The sequence below is a fragment of the Levilactobacillus mulengensis genome (assembly GCF_003946045.1).
Taxonomy (GTDB): Bacteria; Bacillota; Bacilli; order Lactobacillales; family Lactobacillaceae; genus Levilactobacillus; species Levilactobacillus mulengensis.
Genome location: NZ_RHNW01000004.1, coordinates 164,274 through 181,022, shown reverse-complemented (window position 1 = coordinate 181,022; position 16,749 = coordinate 164,274). Strand labels below are relative to the sequence as shown.

Here is a 16,749-nt window from a genome sequence, read left to right as displayed (position 1 = left end):
TTGGAATGGACGTTCCAAACGGTTTTTTGTTTGCGATTATTTATTTATACGTTCGCCTTTAAAGTAGTGATTGCCATACTTCTTGGCCAAATGCTTGCTATGATAGCCATGACTATATGTCCAAAATTCTGCACCAACAGATACTTGTAGAATGCTGTGTTTATGACCAGCTAATTTATGTGTCACTTTCCGGTAGGAGCTGCCATCACCTGCTGTTTGATACCATCCCATCACGTTTACCCAACGTTCTTTATTACTAAGAGTTATCATTCCAGCTGTAACCCAAGATGGATGCTTCATCTTAGCGTTATTTTTCACAACATAGGTTACCTTTCGTGAGTGTAATCGATATACATAGCCATCACTAACAATTTTTTTTGCTGTAATTTTAGTCCGAGACATTTTATGATCCTGATAACTATACCAAGTCCCCCGAATGCTCTTGGGAAAGGTCTTCATTGTTCTTCGCGTCTTAGCAAAGGCCACCTGATTCGATGAACTCGTCATCATTCCTACCCCGAATATCATTGACAAAACTAGAACCAATAAAATACCACGTCGTTTCAACTCCATGAAATCTCCTCCAAATATTTATTTTTCACGGCATATATTATCCGCTAAGTATCATTCGTATTCAATATTATTTAGGTGATATTCCATTTCACTACGGTAATTTGCCTGTTGCTGACTAGACTGTCTGAACCCGTTAACCTTGCTCTCGCCAATCTGTCCGGAAACCTGCGTCCTCCGAAACGTGCTACTATCGGGCAACTGGTTCCGCTTAACACCATTAAGCAAACGACCCAGGCCCGGGGTCATTCACTTAATGCCGTTAATGCTCGCCAGCTAACCGCCCTTCGACGCACTCTTATCCGAAACGTGCTACACAGGGCAGGTCCCTGCGCTTAGAAAAATAAGGTGCCCTACTCGGCCTTGCCGAGCAGGACACCTTATTCCTCTAATGCTCAGGACCTAACCGCCCTGTTCCGCACTCTCTACATCTTCATACCCATTTTCTCATAAGAACTCATCCCAGGCAGCTTCAAGTCCTTCACGTCAATCCCGCGTTCTTCTGCGACCGCATTCATTAACGTGTCCATATCCATCAGCTTGTACGTCTGTGGATGGTCTGGGTCGTAAGCCTCAATTTGCGCCATCATGCCACCGTCTTCGTGTTCGATGATGTGGCAGTGGTACATGTAGACCCCGGTGTGTTCGAACCAAACCTTGATTCGAACCGTTTCGCCTGGGTTGACGCCGACCGTATCCTTCAAGCCGTGTTCGTTGGCATAAGGTTCGTGGCCGTTCCGTGACAATACTAGGAACTGGGTCCCATGCATGTGGAACGGGTGAACCATACCGGCGTCCATATCATTGGTGTTGGTAATGTCCCAGAGCTCAACGTTACCGACTTTTTGCCGGGCGTCGATCCGTTGCATTTCAAATTTCTTCCCGTCCATCATGACGGCTTCATCCATCCCGGACATCACAACCTTGCGGACTGGCGTATCAGGTGTCACGTCTGGGTTTGGAATATCAACCAGGTGGTCTGGCAACTGGGTGTCGTCTGTTTCAAAATCGTGGACCCGGAAACGAACCAACGGCACATCATCGCTGTACAGCGTGACAGTTTGGCCCGGCGTCACCTTGCCAAAGTCGACAATAATTTCGGCCCGTTCCGCACAGGTCAACATCAAGTGGGTGAATTCAACGGGTTCTGGCATCACGCCACCATCGGAAGCGATTTGCGTAAATGGCAGGTCATCGCTAAAGTGTAACCGCCATTCACGCCGGTTGGCCCCGTCCAAAATCCGTAACCGTAGCCGTTGCGTGGTGACATCAAAGTAAGGATTGATGGTCCCGTTGATCATGGCCGTCGGACCTTGAACCCCATCTGGATCGTAGTCGGCCTCGTAATCCCACTGGTTATCTTCGTGGAAACGGCGGTCTTGCAAAACCAACGGAATGTCATCGACCCCATAATTGTGTGGGAACGGCAACTTAGCTTCCGTTTCATCCGTGACCAGCGCTAAACCAGCCAGGCCGTGCCAAACTTGTTCCGCCGTTGATGGACACGGATGCGCGTGTAACCACAGCGTGGCGGCCGGTTGGTCAACCTTGAAATCAATGTGGCGCGTCTTCCCGGGATAAACCGGGGCGTGGCAACCGCCATCGGTGTAAGGACCTGGAACGTTCAACCCGTGCCAGTGGAACGTGGTCAGTTCAGGCAATTCATTTTTCAAATCAATATGCATCGTCTTGCCCTTGGCAAAAACAATCGTTTGCCCCAACAAAGAGCCATTGTAGCCCCAAGTCTTGGTCTTCTTACCAGGCAATAACTGCGTTTCACCGGTCTGGGCAACGACCGTGTAGTAAGTATCCGTCGGCGTTTCCTTATCCGGCTTCAAAAGGGGTGGCACCCGCAGTGGCTGTTGCGGCACATCGGGTTCCTCTAAGGGAACATAGCCCCCATCATGCGTGTTATAAGCTGTTTCATCAAAGAAATAATCAGTATGGATTGATTTTGTCATTTTTCGGACTCCTCTTCGATTATTTAAGCAAATGTATCTGTCTCAATGATACCGCATTCACGAAGGAAGAAAAAGTCTCCACTCACGAACGCCACGTTCCACCCCGAGAAACCGTTAGCAAATGAAAAAGCACCCAGACCAGTTCCGTCTAGATGCTTCGTTTGTGTTATTAAATTATTTGTAAAAGGCGATTCCTAAAAGAACAGCCCGTCAGCTATCTAGTTTTTCACAACTGGAACAGCTGGAACAGACGGCTGAACGGTAACGGTAGCCGGAGGTGGTTAAGCAGGCTTAACCATGAAAATGGCGTTAGACCGAGCGTTTTTCTCGGCCTTACACCATGGACATTGCTACATCAAGTCAGACAACTGGAACAAACGACTGAACGGTAACGGTAGCCGGAGGTGAGTCCCTATGGAATCCCGTGTCGATGGTGTTAGGTCGATGATTCTAAGATTTCAATTCCAACCACCCCAATCAACAACTGGAACAAGCGACTGACCCGGAACGTTAGCCGGAGGTGGTTAAGTCTGCTTACCCATGAAAATGGCGTTAGACCGAGCGTTTTCCTCGGCCTTACACCATGGACATTTTCAAGACTCATGCCTTTTATGAGGCTTGGAAATGAGGCTGAAGACCGCTCTTTGGCTTCAGCCGGTCCCCTTGGGTTAGCCTGCTTAAACCACCGCAGGCGAAGCAAACGTTACCGGTCAGTCCGGGCGCGAAGGGCGTAGAGGATGGTGACCGTATCCACCACTTCCTGGAACACCGCCCCAATGATGGCTGGAATGACCCCGAAACTGGCAATCAGCATCAGGACCGTACAGATGATAATCCCAATCATCACGGCTTGTTTGGCGACCCGCATGGTATCGTGGGCAATCGCCCGGGCCGTGCTGACCCGCGTCAAGTCATCCTTCAGGACAACCGCATCAGCGGATTCACTGGCCGCGGTGGCTCCGTGTGCCCCCATGGCGATACCGACATCGGCGGTCGCTAAGGATGGCGCATCGTTGATCCCGTCACCGACCATGGCAACTGGCCGGTGTTCCGCGGGTAAGTCCGCCAACACCTGAATCTTATCCGCTGGCAAACATTCGGCGTGAATTTGGTCGATCCCGACTTCACCCGCAATCTGTTTGGCAATCGGTTCGCGGTCCCCGGAAATCATGAGGAGGTTGCCGACGCCCAGATGATGCAGGTCGGTCATGGTCTGGGCCGCTTCCGGCCGGACCTGATCACTGAAACTCACGTAACCCTGATAGACCCCAGCGGCAGAGACATAAACCGCCGTTTGGTCCGGCTTCTTGACCGGATCATCGGTCACAAAGGACGCCTTCCCGGCCCGGACAACTTGGCCGTTGATGGTGGCCACGACCCCTTGTGCCGTGGTTTCCTTCACGTCCGTCGCCACCAGCAGGGGTTCGGTGTTCGCGGCCACTAAGGATTGCGCCAGCACGTGTCCAGAATGTTGTTCCGCACTCGCTGCTAATTGTAGGAGCGTTTCAGTTGGCACAGCCGTCACCGGAACGACCTTATCGACCACCAATTTTCCTTGGGTGATGGTCCCGGTCTTGTCAAACGCAAACGTCTTGACCTGCGCCAATTTTTCCAATGTGGTCCCCGTTTTAACGATAATCCCATTTCGACTGGCCCGGCTCATCCCCGAAATCAGGGCAATCGGCGCCGCCAGAATCAGGGGACACGGTGAGGCCACAACCAACACTTCCGCCAACCGGACAGGATCGCCGGACAGATACCAGGCAATTCCCGCAATCACGTAAGCCAGCAGGGTAAATGGCACGGCGTAACGGTCGGCCATCCGCACAAACTTGGCCGGTTGTGATTCGGCCTGCTTAACCAGCCGCACAATATTTTGGTACTGACTGTTATCGGCCGTCTGGTCGGCCATCAGGTAGACCGATGCCTCCCCGTTGACGCTCCCGGACATGACGGTGTCACCGGCTTGTTTCTCAATTGGCCGGGCTTCACCGGTCAGTGAGGACTCGTTGACCGTGGTTGGACCGGTCTCTAGCGTGCCATCGACGGGCATGACCTCGCCAGGTTTAACCAGCAATCGGTCACCCACGACGACCGTCTGGATGGCAACGTCCGTAATCGTATCACCATCCGCCTTATGCGCCGACTGGGGCGAGTTATTAAGGAGTTCCTGCAACTCACTGTTGGCCCGCCGCGCGGCAAAGTCTTCCAGCGCGTCACCACCGGTCAGCATCAACAGAACAATCAATGCCGCCCAGTATTCGCCAACCGCTAACGTGGCAACAACCGCGGTAATCGCGAGCAGGTCCACCCCAAATTTCCCTGACCGCAACGTCTTAACCATCTCAATAAACATCAGTAGAGCCAGTAAAATACCCAATCCGGTAATCAGAATTTGTGCATAACCCGCTTGGTGATTCACAAATTGGAGCCATAAGGCAATGACTCCTAGAATGATAACAAACCAAAATTGTTTGTACTGACGGAGTTGTTGCATAAAATTCCCCTCCCCATTGTTTTCTTTATAGGTCGAGTATAGCAGAGCTTGTGACTTTTGCCACACTTGACGAGTCAGTCTTTCGACCGCTAAACTAGCCGAACAGTCAACCGTTAACCACAACAAAAAAGTGAGGCCCACCCAACGGCAAGTCTCACAGCAATCACTCAGTTAACTTAGAAATGCCGGCGAATCACAGCACTACCCAGCGTTGCCAAGAAGACCGTTGCCCCGAGGATGCTGGCAACACGGCCATTAGCGTCCTTGGTTTGCGGTAACTTGGTGTTGGCGTTCGTGTGATGCAGGGTCGTCGTGGTCCCAGGCGTCTGCGTTGCGGTTGCCTTGGATACGGCCGGTTTGGCAGCTGCGGCTTTAGCCTTGGCGGCGGCAGCCTTCTTAGCAGCCGCTTTCTTGGCAGCGGCTTTCTTGGCAGCTTTCTTCTTGGCTTTAGCAGCTTCCTTGGCTGCCTCTTCCTTTTCTTCTGCTTCCTGTTCTTCTTCCTCGCGGGCGGCTTCTTCCTCGTCCGTTTCGGTCCCTTCATCAACATCGATGGTCCCGGTGTCTTCGTCCGGGTCCTCTTCGTCGGTCTCGTTGACGTCACCGCCACCGGAACCGCTATTCCCGGTAGAAGAGGAAACTTTCCCGTTAGCTTCTTCCGAGTTCTTACCACCGGAAGTGCCGCCACCCCAACTCATCACGGCATTGTTCCGGAACTTATAGCCGGAATGAATCAGTGAAGGGTCGGTTACCTTGGTGTAGTAATCAATCGTGACCAGGTTATTTACAGTATCGTTAAATTTCAAATCAAACCCTTTGTCGGTATAGGTTACATCGTAATCCGTACCTTCCGTCATGGCTGGCTTTTCACGGGTATAGCTCGTGTTGCTGTTCCAGTGGGCATTGCTGACGGTGACACCCTTGATCAGTTCTTGGTTATCGCCAATTGTGTCTTTGATGTCCAGGTTCTTCATTTCGATCTCACGCCGGTCAACTAAGATCGTCCACTTGATGGTCCCGTCGTCTTGCAGGACCCCCTTCTTGGACATGTTAGCGTCGTTCTCCACGATGTTGATCTGGGAGGTACTGCTACCGTTATTTTCCAATGGGAAAACAACGTCCTTCTCGCCGGAATCATCGTAACGGTACTTGGTGGCCATATTCAGCGTTAATTTTGCATTCGTCTTGCCCTCAAGTGCGCCGTTCATGGTAATGACCACACCTTTATCGGACACGACAGCCGTCCCGATGACTTGGCCGGTTTCATCCGTCACATCAAAGGTATCTCCCGGATTTTTCCCCTTTAAATTATCAGGAAAGTCCAGCGTGATGGTGTCCCCACTATGTATTGGCGTGCTGCCAAAATCCAATTTGTACTGAACGTCAACCGTATCGGCATGCTTAAAGTCCGGTCCGTTCGTGACACTAGCCGCGGTGGTGAAATCAGCCCCGTTGTGCGTGGCCGCCTTGGCTGGTGTTGCAGCTTGGCTGACAACTAACACAAAGACTAAACTAAGCAGTCCGATTAGTAGTCGCCAAACTTTACTGTTTTTACTAAAAAAAATCCCCTCCCATAACTTTTACGTAGTTTGAGTATACGCGCCTCACCGGACACTTGGCAATAGTCCCTGACCAGGTTGTCCTAAATGATAGGTTGCATGCAAAAAGCGCCCCCGAAAGTAACTCTCGAGAGCGCTCCGGCACCTAGCAGATTCGGGTGCCTAACGTTTGCATTTCTTTCTTCAAATCTAAGTCGGATTTTTCTGTGGCCGTGTAGGTAATCATCCCAACGGCACTGTCGAGGATGCCCGTGTCATCACGCAGAGAAAGCTGGTTGAAGACCCGGTCCAGAATCAGGCCGTTGTTCAGGTACAGTTCCGTATCGGCATTGGTCCACAGATTCAGGCCGGCGTCATTTTCAACAGGCATGCTGTACTTGGGGTCCGGCTGGGTCAGGGCAACAAACTGGAACTTGTCGCCAATGGCACAGCTTCCGCCCAACGTAGAATACTGGTTGGACCCATCATCCAACGTCAACAGCAGCACCGTCTCGGGCTGTACGTTGTCAGCTAAATAAGCTTTTGCCGCATCTTTAATTGTTATTTTCATTATCAGCTGCCTCTTTTCTCTGATTCATTGCCACAATCATATTGCACACAATTATTTATACGCCTACTTCTCCTGAAAGTAAACGACTTTGCTTACAAATAGGTAGTGTCAAAGTGGCAAGGCGCTTATTCTGACGCCAGCCAAAAAAGTCGCCAACCACCGATTCATTCAGCGGTTGACGACTTTTGCGGTTAGGACGTTAACTTTCATAACTCCGTTTGACCATGGCAATCAACTCGTCTTCCGACAGGTTGAGCTTCTTGGCCTCACTGGTGAATCCCGCCACGTAGCGGTCCGAGAACTCTGCACGGCGCTTTTCGCGGATCATGCTCTCGGCTGCCGGCGTGACGAACATCCCCAGCCCCCGGCGTTTTTCAATCATCCCCGCCGTTACTAGGCGGTTCATGCCCTTCAAGGCAGTCGCCGGATTGATATGAAATTCTTTGGACATCTCAGTCGTCGACGGGACCTGTTCACCTGCCTGGTAAATGCCGGTAAAGATGGCGTCTTCCATCTGCTCGGCCACCTGCAGGTAAATCGGTTCCGGACTATCAAAGTTAAAATTCATACAATTTCCCACATTCTTTTGACGTGCATTTCGTCACTAGTCGTTCGGTGCTTGTGGCAACACGATGCGCCAGTACAGGGCCAGCGTGATGAGGTAGTAAATGGCGTATAGCCCGATAAAAATCAGGAAGGTACTGCCAATTCCCAGATAAGGACTCATCGGCGCAGCCATCAGTGGCTTAAACATTTGTAGCCCGAACAAAACATCGATTACTCCCATGATACCAGGAATCAGGAATAAAATCCCAATTTCTTTTGCAATGCCGTGGCGCATCAAGCTTTGGCGCACCCCTACCTTGTACAGCATGCGGTAACGCCGTTGGTCGCCGGGGGCCCCCGAGAGAATCTTGAACATCAGGCAGGACGCCAGCATGGCCAGGAAGGCGATTCCCAGAAAGTAGCCGATAAACTCTAATCCCCCGAAGAAGGCTAACATCATTTCATAGTTCTGGTAGTTGCCGACCGTCATGGTGCCCGGTTGGCTGAAACGCGCCGTTTCCAGCTGGTTCAGCTTCTTCAGCGCTGGCAGGTCCTGTTGCAGGTTCTTGACTCGCACCGTGGTGACCGTGACCACCTTGCCGGATTGTTTAGCGAACTGCTTGGCCGTCAAGATTTTCGGTGAGTAGGCCCCCACCTTGCCCAAGGCTAAGCTGAGAAAGTCTAAATCACTGATGCCAGATTTCTTGAATTTTTTTAAGGATTCCGTGTAAAGTTTCTGATCGTTCATGTTGCCGGAATTGCTGTACGCCCGCAGTTCAACTGGCGTTTGCGCTAATTCACTGGCGTTGTAATACACCGTCTTGCCCTGACGCTTTTGCGTGTAGGTCGCCTGATGGGCGATGTGTAGCTGGTCGATCAGCTTTTGCTCGCGGGCATTTTTGTCATGCACAGCAACCGTGTACGTGCCAATCTTCTCGGCCATCATCGGCAATTGGCGGTGATACCCGGAGCCGACGGTAATCGCACCCAAGGCCATGGCAAAGAGCAGTGAGACAATCGTTAACATTCGCGTGTAATTGTGGACCCGGAAGTTTAATTGTCCTAATAGGAAGCCGTTCAAATGTTTCTTGGCCCAACCCGTGTGACGCAACGCCCGAATCACCATTAAAATGGTTGCTCGGAACAACAGGTAGGTCCCCAACGTAATCGTGACCAGCGCAATCGGAATCGCCGCCAACTGAAGGGCCTTGATAGACGCCAGTGCCCAGTAGCCGGCAGCCAGGAAGACAACTCCCAGCACGCCCTGGACCATTTGTCGAAACGGCTTGACCTTCGGCTGGTTGGCCAGTTCATCGCTGTGCAACAATTTCAACACGGTGGTCCGCGTCAGCTTGATCAGGTTAAACAGAGACGCCAGAATGAACAACCCCACGTAGAGTACGCCCGTGGCCACGATGGCTGGGACGTAGACTGCCGTCAAATGGCTCAGGTGTAACCCCAGCATATTTAGCAGGAAGCCCACTAGGAATTTACTCATCAATAATCCTAAGCCCAATCCAATCGCCGTCGCAATGGTTCCCAGAATCAACGTTTCCAGGAAGACGAGTTCGCCGACCCGTTTACGCGTGGCCCCGAGCATCATGAACAGCCCGTAATCGTGTTGCCGCATGCTCAGCAGGAAACTGTTGGCATACATGATGTAGACCACGGTGATCAGAATCAACAGGACCGCCCCGAAGCCGAAAATCACGTTGGCAGAGGAAATGGCGGCGTTGGCCTTCAGAAAGGCCTGGTTCGTTGCCAGATTGGCGAACATGTAAAAGATGGCGGCCGACATAGTCAGACCCGCCAGCAAGACCAGATAGTCTCGCCGCCGGTTCTTAATCCCGGCTAAAGCTAATTTTCCTAACATCGTGCGTCCCCCTACTCGTTAAACGTGCCTAATTCGGTCAAAATCCCCTGATAAAAGGTGCTCCGGTCCTGGTCGCCGCGGCGTAACTCGGAGCCAATCTGCCCGTCCTTGATGAACAGGATGCGTTGGCAGAAACTGGCAGAGAACGGATCATGCGTGACCAAGAGGACGGACATCTTTTGTTGTTCGTTGATGGTCGTCAACAGGTCCAGCAGTTCCCGGGCACTGGTCGAATCCAACGCCCCGGTCGGTTCATCCCCCATTAAAATGGCGGGGTGGTGAACGATGGCCCGGGCAGCGGCGACCCGCTGCTTCTGGCCCCCGGAGAGTTCGGCAGGATACTTTTGCAATAAGTCTGCAATCGACAGCGTCTCGGCCACCTCGTGAATCGCCTGATCCATCACCTTGGATGGCGTGCCCTTCAAGGCCAGTGGCAGACCAATATTTTCTTCGGCCGTCAAGCTCTCCAGCAGGTTGAAGTCTTGGAAAATAAAGCCGACTTCCTGCGCCCGAAAATCCGCGAGCTGGTTACCGCGCATCTTAGTGACGTCATGGCCGTTGACCACCACATCCCCCTTGGTTGGCGTATCCAATGTGGACAGCATATTCAACAGCGTCGTCTTCCCGGACCCAGACGCCCCCATGATGCCGACGAATTCCCCGGAATCGACGGTGAAGTTCAGGCCTTTCAAGGCGGTGTACTGCCGTTCGTTTGCTTTACCATACGTTTTTTCTAGGCCACTGACGCTGACCACTGTGTTTGTTGTCATGTTAAATTCCCCCACTCATTAGTCTGTTGGTTAGTTACTTGTGTAATTAACTATAACGGTTCTTGGGGAATTGTCAACATTAAATTTTATGTTGCCGTTGTCGGGACCAGGTCGCCTGCGGCTGCCAGGAGCTCCGCCTGCTATGGGGCCGGTTCCAGCCTATGAGGCAGGCTTCCACCTCAACTTTGAGCCGAAGTTCACGTCTCAAAGATTGTCCCACGCTGTAGGCTGGGAAAGAACCCCAGCCAACACCGTCGCCACAGCTGGCTCCGTCCTGTCCTCCTCCGGCTAAGCTGGTCCACAACCGCGACAAAATTTAATGCGAGGATACTCTTCAGTCAACTGTCAGTCAGTTAATCCCCCAAACTACCAGCAACTCTCCATAACCTTTCAAATTTTCCGAAACAAGTCAACAAATAGGTGCTCACAACACATTACATATCAAGAAATAGCCCAAGAGTTGGCACACACGCGCTGCGGGCCAAATCAGTCTTAGCCGCAGGGCTGGGAAAACTGGGTCGGTCGTGGGAGTGACCAGAGGCGCGCCAAGGTGACCAGCTGTGTCGATGGTCTTAGCTGAGGTTTCTCACTCAGCTTAGACCATGGGGCAACCTTTGAGACCGCACCCCAGGCTCAAAGTTGAGGTGGAAGCCCGCCCTTTGGCTGGAACCGACTCCACAGCAGGGCGCCTTGCAAAGTAGCCACCTCCCCAGCAACATTGACCAATAACACTCACGAATACCTGGCGTAAACAAAAATAGACGTGAGCCGTGCACCTAGTTGCGGGCTGAACAAGTCTCAGCCGCAGGGCTGGTGAAAATGGGCTAAGCCGTGGGAGTTGCCTTAGCGGGTCCTCCGCTTAGGCAACTGCTATCTTTGAGACGGATTTTTCGGCTCAAAGTAAGTCTGGAGACCGCCCTTCGGCTCCAGACGTGCGCCCACAGCGTCACGGCCCATTTTTCACCAGCCCGGAGGCGAAAAGCAAAGACAAGTGTCCACCCGTAACCAAGTGCTGGAAGGCTCTCACGCGAATTTTTGACGAAAATCGTGTACACTAGTAGCTGTAAGCTTTTATTCTACAATTAAAGGAGTTTTTCCGATGAAACAACTGCAATTAGGTGGGACCGACTGGCAAGCGTCAGCCGTTGCCCTGGGAATCATGCGCATGTCGACACTTTCCGTTGACGATGCCGTTAAAGCTTTACAAGCTGCGCACGAAGCTGGCATTACCTACATTGACTCCGCCGATATTTATGGCGACGGTCAATCCGAAAAGATTTTCAAAGAAGCGCTGGCTAAGTCCGGCCTTTCCCGCGATGATTTCTACATCCAATCCAAGGGTGGCATCGTGCTGGATCAAAGTCGTAGCCACGATGGCTTGGTCTTTGGCCAACGTTACGACTTCTCCAAGCAACACTTGTTGGATGCTGTCGATGGCATTTTGGAACGGATGGGGTTGGATTACCTGGACGCCTTCCTGCTGCACCGGCCAGACCCACTGATGGACCCCGCAGAAATCGCGGACGCCTTCAATACCCTGCAACGAGCAGGAAAAGTTCGTCACTTTGGGGTTTCTAACTTCAACGTGCAACAATACCTGATGGTCCAGGAAGTCGTTGACCAGAAGCTGATGTTCAACCAACTGCAATTTGGTGCCGCTCACGCCCAAATGGTGACGGAAGGGTTGCGCGTCAACATGGACGACGCCCCAGCCGTGACCGACGGCGGTTTGCTTGAATTTTCACGGCGCAAACACGTCACGATTCAAGCCTGGTCACCTTTCCAGTACGGTCTGTTCGAAGGTATGTTCATCAACGATCCGAAGTACCCCGAACTGAACGCCAAGCTGCAAGAACTCGCTGACAAGTATGGCATTTCCAAGAACGGTATCGCCACGGCCTGGATTCTCCGGCACCCAGCCAACATTCAAGTCTTGCTGGGAACCATGAACCCTGACCACATCAAGGATAGCGCGGCCGGTGCCGACGTTAACCTGACGAAGCAGGAATGGTACGACATCTACTTTGCTGCCGGCAACTACCTGCCATAAACTTATTTTTAAAACCGAAAAATTAATTTCAACTGAGAAAGACGACGCCATCCCTGGTACTCTAAGGGATTCAGCGTCGCCTTTTTCATTGCTTAAAATTTTTGGCCAAAAGGGTTGTCATTTTAAAAATTGGTGGTAAACTGAAGTTGTTCTTGAGGGCGAGTAAGTGCTCACTCGAAGATTTGGAAAGGGGATTATAATCATGTTTACCACTATTTTTTGGATTCTTGCTATTTGGTTAGTTGTTAACGGCGTTTGGACTTGCTTTGCAACGGATAACCAGGAGTTGATGAAATGGTTCGGTTGGATCAACGTGATTGCGATCATCCTAGGCTTCTGGGTATTCTACGGTGCTGCTAGCGTGGCCGTTCTGGTCGGCTGGTTCACCGCAGTCAACTGGGTCAACGTGGTCCTAGCCATCATCCAGTTAGTCCTGGCTTACCGCAAAGTCGGGTCAACCCACAACGCTTAGATTTCCCGTTTCACCCCTGACGACACAAAGAGCCGGACTGTCCTGGACACAGACAGACCGGCTCTTTTGCTCTAGTATTCCTGCTTTCAACGGGTTAAACTGGTTGTGTTAGTACCGTTCCCGGCGGCGAATTCAAGATTAGCTGCTATGGCCCCCAGCTCTGGTCACTGACACCGCGCACGCCAGTTTCACCGAAAAATGATTTCTTCATCTTTTGAGTTGCCATGTACGCAGAGTGTCATCACTCATCAGCCACTCTAAACTCGGGCTTTTCAAGTGTAAACTAGTTCACAGATAATCATAACGACAGCAGAACATTAACGATTAAATCTACCGTTAGCCGCAGGGCTGGTGAAAATGGGCTCAGCCGTGGGAGTTGCCTTGGCGGGTTTCCCGCTTAGGCAACTGCTATCTTTGAGACGTGTTTTTCCGGCTCAAAGTAAGCCTGAAGACCGCCCTTTGGCTTCAGGCGGCGCCCACCGCGTTCCGGCCCATTTTCACCAGCCCGGAGGCAAGTAAAACGACCAGCTTTAACCGTAAACAAATTTGACTCAACCAAAGGTGGTATTTTCATGTCAAATAAGAAAATTTTAGACGAATTTCCTGACGTCATTCAGGCCAACGAAGACCTAACGCAAAAACAAAAAGACGTGCTGATTGCCAGCATCCGTCTTTTTGCCGAACAGGGTTATGCCAACACGAGTACGCGCCAGATTGCTGAAGCCGCGCACCAGTCCGAAGGGACCATGTTCAAACATTTTAAATCTAAGGCCAACATCTTGCGGGCGGCCCTGGAGCCCATCATTCACGAAATCATTCCCGACGTCGAAGCCGAGTTCAAACGCGAAACGTTGACGCACCCGGCTGCCAATCTCCATGAATTTCTGGACTTCTTCGTCCGTAACCGTATGGCGTTCGCGGCAAATAACCAGGATGCCATCAAGGTTTTTTTCAGTGAACTCCTTTACAACGAAACGTTGCGGACCGAATTCATTGAGACCGCCCGGCAGGAATTGATTGCCGCATTCAAAGATACCATTTTGTTGTTACAAAAAAATAAAATCATTATTGACTGGCCGTTTAACGAAATATTCCGTTATATGATTGCCGTCGTTGTCGGCTACGTCCTGGATCGGTACGTCCTCTTCCCCAATCGGGCGTGGGACGATGACGTTGAAGCCGGCTATTTAGTCGCCGAACTGGAAAAAGTTTTACAGCCCTAGTCATTGGGTCTTCCAGTTTCTATGGGTTCTTGCCATGGGCAGGAACCTTTTTTTGCAAATAATTTTAAATTTGTCGATTCGTGTCAGTGACCAGAGGTGGGCCAAGGTTCCCAGCTGTGTCGATGGTCTTAGCTGAGTGGGTTTATCTCAGCTTAGACCATGGGTCGACCTTTGAGACCGATTCTTGGCTCAAAGTCGAGATGGAGGACCGCCTCTCAGGCCGGAACCGACCCCATAGCGGGGAACCTTGAGCCTACCGTCGGGAACGGAAACGCTAATTGACAAATTTAAGGTGCGTCTTGGAGACGCCATTCCAGAACACCCTGGTACTTACCCGCCAGCGTATCACTATTCACGAGCATATGCGGCCCCTGGTCCGCCTGCCAGCTCCCACTCACGCTGGTCTGTTCCGAGTCACTCGCCGTCGTCTTTTCCGCAACCAGCACTGCCGCCTGGCTCTGATCACCCACCGGCTGTTCCTCATGGTCCCGCATAAAAATCACGTGGCCACTTAATAGTTGGCCGGAAGCAGTCCGAAATGGCGTCTGCTGTTGCACGAATAATTTCCACCGCTGCTGCGGTCCCCGCTCATCCAACACGGTTAGCCGCCAGCCCGGCTTACGTTGAATATGTTGCGCCGTTCCAGTCAAGGTCGTGGTCGCAAAGTCCGCTTGGGGAGATACCTCCGCAAAGCCTAATGTTCCGGGCCCTCGCGTCAAATTGACCTGAATTTCATTGGAATGGACCTGCGCATCCGCCTTGTCTTCTGCCTGCAAGGTCAGCTGATTGTCCCCCGGCTTGAGGAGCGCTGATTTCACGGTTAACTGGGCCGTGCCAACTGGTTGTCCCGCGACTAATTGATCGGCTAAATCAGTCATGGAAATGGTCTGGCCATTCATTTTGGCCCGCAACCGATACCCCGCCAGCTCATCCACCGCAAAGGGCTCGCCGTTGTTGGTCAGCTGAACCCGCACCGTCGCATCCTCGTGATGGCCGAGCTGTTGCGTGACATCGCCTAAATTAGCCAACTTCAGTTGCACGCCTGGCTGAATCCGATAGCTGGGCAATGGTAACTGCGTTTGGTAATTAGGGCCGTAAAAGCGTGCCGTCACAGCTGGAACAGTCGTTTCATGACTTACCGCCGGGACTGTTCCAGTCGCTGAAACGGTCACCCGGTTGCGGCTTTTATCCAGGGTTTCCTTCCAGGCTTTTTTAATTTCAGGTTGCGTCAATTCAGCCAGACTAAATGGTTCGCTAATGGCATCCCGATCATAACTGACCCCACCAGCCGTCCAGGTCAGGGGTTGCGGTAACGGCAGGTTCATCGTCAACGACTGAATATCCTGATTACTGGTTGCGGCATCATAATCAAATTGATACTGGTAGCGTAACTGGTCACCCACAGCTACGCGTCCACCAGCCGGGACCGGTCGCTTAGTCGTCAAATTGTAAAGTGTGGCGTGCGGGGTGATTTTTCCTAAACTGTCGGAACTGTCAACCATTGCCAGGGCATTTTCACTCTTATAGCCACTGGTCGACCCGGTAATTCCCCAGTAAACATTTCCATTTTCTGCCGTCGCACCTAACTTAATAGGGTCAACAGCCACTGTATCCTGCACGACATCTACCCCACGCCGTGCCATTCCGGTCACTGGATCACGGTCATTGTAGTGGTAGGTCATTTGCTTTTTATCCGCTTGCCAATCTAAGGTCAAATGATGCCACTGACCGTCCGCAAAATTCGTCACCATCTTGGGTTGTTTGTGATTCATACTGAAGTAGGCGCGATTATCACTTCCAAATTGATGATAGGTTTCAGCCTCTCCCGGATAACCACTGGCAATGTGCATCCCAGAATTGACAGGTTTTTCAAGATCAAATCCATCATTCTTTCCATAAAATGAGGGATTATTGGTGGGCTTACTGGTATCTTTATCAGCATCATTCTTATTTACATGGCTATCAAATTCCAATGCCCAACTGTTCTGAATAGCTGTTTGGACAACTAAACCAACTCCGAGGCCGTTCCGATTATTCCCCCACACGCCTAAAGATTGACTGGCTCCCGCAACTGCCCGGCTCTTCCTGTCCGAATTTTGCAAAACAAAGGCCATGCCGGATCCAGCCTCCTGGCCTTTATTACCAAAGTACAGCCACAACGCGATATGCTCTTCCGCATTCATATTAAATTGATTGTTCATCCGGGCTAGCCCCGTTTTAGACCAGATAGCCCCAGCTTGGACAAACCTATTATCTGGATTATCCACCGTAATCTGGGCAACTGAAGACGGCACCAAGGGAGAATCAATCAGCTTAGTAAAGTTATCCGACCCCGCCATCGAAAATAAATTATCCAACGGCACTCCCTGTGGCGCCGTTGCCAACGCGTGGTCCAGGTCCGCATTGGCCTGACCACTTATCATTGGCAATAGTAGGCTTAGGCCCACTACTATCCCCATCAACCACCGTTTCATGTCATCCTCCCCCTAGTCCGATTCCCAATAAATATAAGCCTATTAACCAACATAATTTGGATTATACAGGATGAGATAGTTCATGACAATCAATGTTAACTTTTATAATTATTTAAATATAACGTCACTTATAAAAACAGTTTCACGCCAGTTTCTTCGCGACTGCCATTACAAATTTGGCGGTTTAATCCTTTAACGCCACAGCTA

12 protein-coding genes are annotated in these 16,749 nt (G+C 51.3%); 3 read left to right on the top strand and 9 right to left on the bottom strand.

The annotated features are described in order from the left end of the window. Positions 1–36 precede the first annotated feature (36 nt). The 8 genes from EKM84_RS06055 to EKM84_RS06020 form a co-directional block, all read right to left on the bottom strand. Complete coding sequence (locus EKM84_RS06055) at positions 37–573, bottom strand: hypothetical protein (RefSeq protein WP_125764733.1); 537 nt, start codon at positions 571–573, stop codon at positions 37–39. A gap of 422 nt (positions 574–995) precedes the next feature. Further along, entirely contained in the window at positions 996–2,531 is a 1,536-nt protein-coding gene (locus EKM84_RS06050) for a multicopper oxidase family protein (protein ID WP_125764731.1), read from the bottom strand. A gap of 703 nt (positions 2,532–3,234) precedes the next feature. After that, positions 3,235–5,028 (bottom strand): heavy metal translocating P-type ATPase, encoded by a 1,794-nt coding sequence (locus tag EKM84_RS06045; protein ID WP_125764729.1) that lies wholly within the window; start codon positions 5,026–5,028, stop codon positions 3,235–3,237. A gap of 176 nt (positions 5,029–5,204) precedes the next feature. Then, the gene (locus EKM84_RS06040; RefSeq protein ID WP_225418155.1) at positions 5,205–6,527 is read right to left on the bottom strand and encodes a collagen binding domain-containing protein; all 1,323 of its coding nucleotides are present in this window, start codon (positions 6,525–6,527) and stop codon (positions 5,205–5,207) included. A 202-nt stretch (positions 6,528–6,729) separates the two neighbouring features. Further along, the gene (locus EKM84_RS06035; RefSeq protein WP_125764725.1) at positions 6,730–7,134 is read right to left on the bottom strand and encodes an iron-sulfur cluster biosynthesis family protein; all 405 of its coding nucleotides are present in this window, start codon (positions 7,132–7,134) and stop codon (positions 6,730–6,732) included. Positions 7,135–7,333: 199 nt separating this feature from the next. Then, positions 7,334–7,702 (bottom strand): GntR family transcriptional regulator, encoded by a 369-nt coding sequence (locus tag EKM84_RS06030; RefSeq protein ID WP_125764723.1) that lies wholly within the window; start codon positions 7,700–7,702, stop codon positions 7,334–7,336. A gap of 36 nt (positions 7,703–7,738) precedes the next feature. Next, entirely contained in the window at positions 7,739–9,553 is a 1,815-nt protein-coding gene (locus tag EKM84_RS06025; protein ID WP_125764721.1) for an FtsX-like permease family protein, read from the bottom strand. Positions 9,554–9,564: 11 nt separating this feature from the next. Continuing rightward, complete coding sequence (locus EKM84_RS06020; RefSeq protein WP_125764719.1) at positions 9,565–10,323, bottom strand: ABC transporter ATP-binding protein; 759 nt, start codon at positions 10,321–10,323, stop codon at positions 9,565–9,567. A gap of 1,099 nt (positions 10,324–11,422) precedes the next feature. On the opposite strand from EKM84_RS06020, the gene EKM84_RS06015 reads away from it, so the two are divergent. The 3 genes from EKM84_RS06015 (at position 11,423) to EKM84_RS06005 (ending at position 14,068) form a co-directional block, all read left to right on the top strand. Beyond that, positions 11,423–12,373 carry an aldo/keto reductase gene (locus EKM84_RS06015; protein ID WP_125764717.1) on the top strand — a complete coding sequence of 317 codons (951 nt, stop codon included), beginning with the start codon at positions 11,423–11,425 and terminating at the stop codon, positions 12,371–12,373. 202 nt (positions 12,374–12,575) lie between these two features. Continuing rightward, the gene (locus EKM84_RS06010; protein WP_125764715.1) at positions 12,576–12,845 is read left to right on the top strand and encodes a hypothetical protein; all 270 of its coding nucleotides are present in this window, start codon (positions 12,576–12,578) and stop codon (positions 12,843–12,845) included. A 572-nt stretch (positions 12,846–13,417) separates the two neighbouring features. Next, positions 13,418–14,068 carry a TetR/AcrR family transcriptional regulator gene (locus EKM84_RS06005; RefSeq protein ID WP_125764713.1) on the top strand — a complete coding sequence of 217 codons (651 nt, stop codon included), beginning with the start codon at positions 13,418–13,420 and terminating at the stop codon, positions 14,066–14,068. A 287-nt stretch (positions 14,069–14,355) separates the two neighbouring features. Here the strand turns inward: EKM84_RS06005 and EKM84_RS06000 are convergent, their stop codons facing one another. After that, positions 14,356–16,542, bottom strand: coding sequence for a lectin-like domain-containing protein (locus EKM84_RS06000; RefSeq protein WP_125764711.1), 2,187 nt, complete (start codon positions 16,540–16,542; stop codon positions 14,356–14,358). Between the last annotated feature and the right edge of the window lie 207 nt (positions 16,543–16,749).